The sequence below is a fragment of the Alkalibacterium gilvum genome (genome assembly GCF_900109085.1).
Classification (GTDB): domain Bacteria; phylum Bacillota; class Bacilli; order Lactobacillales; family Carnobacteriaceae_A; genus Alkalibacterium; species Alkalibacterium gilvum.
This window is the reverse complement of sequence record NZ_FNYW01000066.1, coordinates 1-4539: the sequence shown is the minus strand read 5'-3', so window position 1 is coordinate 4539 and position 4539 is coordinate 1. Positions and strand designations below refer to the sequence as shown.

The 4539-nt window shown below is 35.7% G+C and carries 4 protein-coding genes; all 4 read right to left on the bottom strand.

The annotated features are described in order from the left end of the window. Nucleotides 1-314: 314 nt before the first annotated feature. Nucleotides 315-914: a nitroreductase family protein gene (locus BMX83_RS10375; RefSeq protein ID WP_091636771.1), complete on the bottom strand. Its 600-nt coding sequence runs from the start codon at nt 912-914 to the stop codon at nt 315-317. 517 nt (nt 915-1431) lie between these two features. Next, complete coding sequence (locus BMX83_RS10370) at nt 1432-2319, bottom strand: DegV family protein (protein WP_072693701.1); 888 nt, start codon at nt 2317-2319, stop codon at nt 1432-1434. A 567-nt stretch (nt 2320-2886) separates the two neighbouring features. Beyond that, nucleotides 2887-3690, bottom strand: coding sequence for an IS4 family transposase (locus tag BMX83_RS10365; RefSeq protein ID WP_245746668.1), 804 nt, complete (start codon nt 3688-3690; stop codon nt 2887-2889). A gap of 165 nt (nt 3691-3855) precedes the next feature. Continuing rightward, nucleotides 3856-4539, bottom strand: a 684-nt coding sequence (locus BMX83_RS10360; protein ID WP_143059541.1) for an IS30 family transposase, incomplete at its 5' end; no start/stop codon positions are given.

Genomic DNA, 4539 nt, shown 5'->3' with positions numbered 1-4539 from the left:
AAACTGTCGAGTTATCATGTGTATCAAACCGAATTTTATAAGGTTTTCGAACGCCTACGGCGATCCAGACAATGTATTTAGAGGAGTTATCGCATAAAGTTTTAACTGATTATTTCAAGGGATCAGTCTGCCCTTAAATAGACAAAGGATTTTTAATAGGTCCTTCTTCCCTAAGAATCCTGTTCGAAAACACAATATTTTAGAAGAAAGTATCTTCCTAATATAAAAATAGGCAATTTATTCAAGAAAACAGCTTTAAATTAGAGCTATGAATTATTCAGGATTAAAGTGCTCCGTAATTGAATAAACTTGATTTATTCACCAAATACACGAACTCGTTCGTTGTCATCAATGTATTCTTTATCGCTTGCTTCGCCTTCAATTGAACCAAATGGCATTTGAGCAATCATTTCGTATGAAGCTGGTAAGTCAAACATTTCTCTAACAGATTTGTCGAAACCTTGTTCAAAACCAACGTTCATATGTTGTAAGCTGCCGCCTAAACCTAATTCAGTTAATGCTAACCAAATTGCGTACTGAGTATTAGCGTTGTTGTGTTGTTTGTAAATTTCTGCACGTTCATTTTTGCCCAGTGCGCCTTCAACAGTATCACGGTCTTCGAAGAATAAAACCGTACCCACGCCGCCTTTAGCGCCTTCCATAACGCCTGAAAACATATCCCACATGGCACCTTCAAGAACGTTTTTTTGAACGTCTAAGATGTGGTCCCATAATTTAACATTGTCCTCACCAAATAATACAACTAAACGAGTCGTTTGGCTGTTACTTGCTGAAGGAACTTCTCTTGCCACTTCGCGAATACGATCTGAAATTTCTTTGTTTGATAGTTCAGTGTTATTACCAATTGCGTAGCTCGTACGGCGTTTCTTAACTAAGTCTGTAAATTGTGTCATTAAAATTCTCCTCTTGTAAAAAAATAATAAGCTCTTACTTACCTATAGTAAGTATATCGGTAAAAAGAGTTTAAATCAATACATTTTATCTCTATTTTGTAATAATTTTAATTTGGTGTGTTGCAATTCATTTTACAACACACCAAACTTAATTGTTCTAAATTAATGTACGAAAACCATTTATTTATAGTCATTTTTGTTTTATACTTATCCATGTTGGAGTCCTTTGTATTGGTCTTGGATAAGTCATCCAAGTACTAGTATAAAGGATTTTTTTTTGGCATAGAATAGTTAAAATTTTAATGCAACACTAGTGAGGTAGATATAGTCTCTTTTTTTCCTTTATTGCCTGTTTATTTAGAAAAAGAACCATGCTCAGTCCAATGAGACCTCCTATGTATAGAAGATGATCCAGGTTAAATAGTGTAATATACTCTCCATATGCTGTCATTTCTATAGAATCTCCTTTTTATTGAGAAAAACACCCTCTTAAAATAAAGAAGGTGTTTCGATTGGATTAGTCTACTCGTTTATCTCCCATGAAAAATAAAGCAACTGTTCCTGGCCCTGTATGAGAACCAATAACTGTTCCAACACTATTGATTTCCACTTTTCCTATAAGTGCAGGGAAGGATTGTTCGATTGCATCGGCTACTTTTAAGGCATCATTGTACACTGCGGAGTGGGTGATAAAGCATTTCCCATCGTAATCCGTCCCATTAACAGCTTGTTCTTCCATCTTTTTAACCATTTCTTTGATAACCTGTTTTTTACCTCGAATTTTTTTACGAGGTGTCAGTTCCCCTTTGTTATTCATGTTTAAAAGAGGAGCAATATTTAGCATGCCACCGAAAAAGGCAGAGGTTGCAGATATACGTCCCCCACGTTTGTAGTGAGTTAAATCTGTAGAGAAGAACCAGTGGTTGACATTTAATTTATTTTCTTCCACCCAGTCTCTCACTTCTTCCAGTGTGGCCCCTTCTTCTTTTTTGTCCACTGCATAGTCAAGTAATAATCCATATCCACCGGATGCAGCCAAAGAATCAACGACTTCAATCTTTCGGTCTGGAAAGTCTTCTAATAATTGTTCTCTAGCTATTGTGGCTGAGTTATACGTACCTGATAAGCCAGATGAAAACTCAATATGAAGAATATCCTTACCTTCTTCTAAGAAAGGGGTAAAGAAATCTACAAACTGGCCCACATTTACTTGAGATGTCGTAGGCATAGATCCTTCAGATATTCTTTGGTAGAAATCTTCAAATGATATGGATTGACCTAAGTCATCGGGATATTCTTTTCCATCTATCATAAAATGAAAGGGAACGTATGGAATATTTCTTTTTTCAAAGTATTCTAATGGCATATCTGCTGTAGAACTGCTTGTAATAATATAATTGCTCATAACCAGCTCTCCTTTTAACTTCTTTCTGTCATACTAATCTAACCTACCCAAAAAGTAAAGTGAAAATGAAAACAGAGTAGACGCATCTACTCTGTTTTCCTATATGTATTGCTCTAAATAATAAGTTCTCAACTGTTAACGTAACTTGAAACAGCTACTTCAAATTCAGGTGCTGGTCTATATCCCTTTTCCAACAATTCTTTTATGTATAGTTTGTTATAGATCAATAGTGTTGCATAAAACTTCTTAATAACCATTTCTGTTAATTGTTACGATTATCACAAAAGGTTTTCACTAAAAATTACAAAAGACTCAAATGCTGGCGCAGCGAATGACTTTTTTCCAGAATTTTTAGTGGGTATTCAGTTGTGGATAACTCCTATTGCGACTTCTTTCACTTAATCCGGCTCGAAGATTTCCTTAAATATATCAAATGATTCATAATAAAGGGCACGTAAATGCCTCAGAATCTGAAAAAGGGTCTGTTTTAAGCCTAATTCAAGCTTAACGAGTAACGTCAATAAATAGGTGATCATAGCCAGAATGACTTGATTTTCTACTCCTTTTTCAGACTTTGAGAAAAAAAGTCTTAATCGTCATGTGTTGTTTGATATGCTTGAAAAAGAGCTCTATCTGCCATCTTGACTGATACACTTCACCTATTTCTTCGGCTGAAAGATCAAATCTGTTGGCTATGATACGTAAGTTTGACTGGTTTTTTCTTTCAATCGTTACCAAGCGAAAAAGACTCGTGAGGTAGGTTGTGCTCCCCAATTGAACCAATTGATCGCTAATTACACCAGACTTTTTAGACACTTTTTGATGGGCTTGAACATGAACAACGGTATTCTTTTTAATACGAGAAACGAAGAAGTACCCGTCCCATTTCATCTGATCAAATTGAGCGAAATCAAGATAGCCTCGGTCGAAAACATAGGTTGCCAAAGTATTATTAACGAAGACATCTAAGTAATCATGGTCGTGTTCGGAAGCATGAGATAACTTAAATTCTTCTGGATGAACCCACCCTTCATTCATAAAACAAAGTTTTAGATGCAATTTTATTCCCGACTTTGTCGATCTAAAACGTGCCCAAGGGTAGGAAGTTTGGCTAAATGAAAAGGTAGATGAGTCAATCAAATACAGCTTTTCTTTTGATTTGACCGCCGTCTTTTTATGCACAAATGAAAGTAAATGAGTAAATATCTCCATTAAAACAGAAGGTTCCAATGCTTTTATTGCGCGAGATAACTGAGAATAACTTATTGAATCAATCCCTATTGCCTTCTTTAAATGTGGATTGACCAGCTGTTGATCAAGATGACGCAAACTTTCTGTTTCATCATTAATCGCATAGAGAAAGAGTCTGATTGTTTTATCAAAAGTTAATTTCTTTGCGTATCGATTAAAGTTTTTAATCGCTTGACGTGAGTTAAAACTTAATTGTTCTTGAGTTGTAAAGCTAAATGCAACACTTTCTGTTTCATGATTCGATGAACTTAAATCTCTATACTTTTTCCCCTAGGGGAAAAAATTTTAAATACTACACTGTTGAAAATACTCTTCTGATGAGCGTAGTCCAATTACTTCTCTAATCCTTCTATTGATTGCCTGAGCGGCTTGTTCGATATCCATTTCTGAAAATAGATGGATGGATTTTCCTTTAGGGATGAACTCCCTCAATAGTTTATTAAAGTTTTCATTAGAGCCCCGTTCCCAGGATGCGTAAGCATGACAAAAATAAACATCTGTATTGAGTTCAGACATTAATGAGAACTCTGAACCGTTATCAAAAGTGATCGAAGTGAATAGCGCAGGGTTATTTGCTAGAATTTCTTCAAAGGCATCCTTAACCGTGAGACTTTTATAGTCGCTGATTTTCTTAGTAATGGCGTAGCGTGTTTTTCTCTCTACCAAGGTAATGATTGCCGGTTCATTTTTCGTTTTCTTCCCTTTAACCAGATCAGCTTCCCAGTGTCCGAATGTTTCTCTTGATAAGACGTCCTGTGGACGATCGGTGATGCTGGTGCCTAGGATTCTTTTGTTTTTGCCTTTAGGGTTACTGTGATGGTTTTTTCTTGGTTTTAAACGATACATGACAGGTAAGTCATGGGGTTTGATAGACAATAGACCTTGACGTATATAAGAATAGATGGTTTTAAACGTAGGTATACTCTCTACAGGATGCTTTTTTCTATAAAGAGCTATAAACGTCTTTAT

Coding starts and splice junctions, on each gene's coding strand:
- BMX83_RS10375 (WP_091636771.1), bottom strand. CDS start 914: ATGACACAATTTACAGACTTAGTTAAGAAACGCCGTACGAGCTACGCA.
- BMX83_RS10370 (WP_072693701.1), bottom strand. CDS start 2,319: ATGAGCAATTATATTATTACAAGCAGTTCTACAGCAGATATGCCATTA.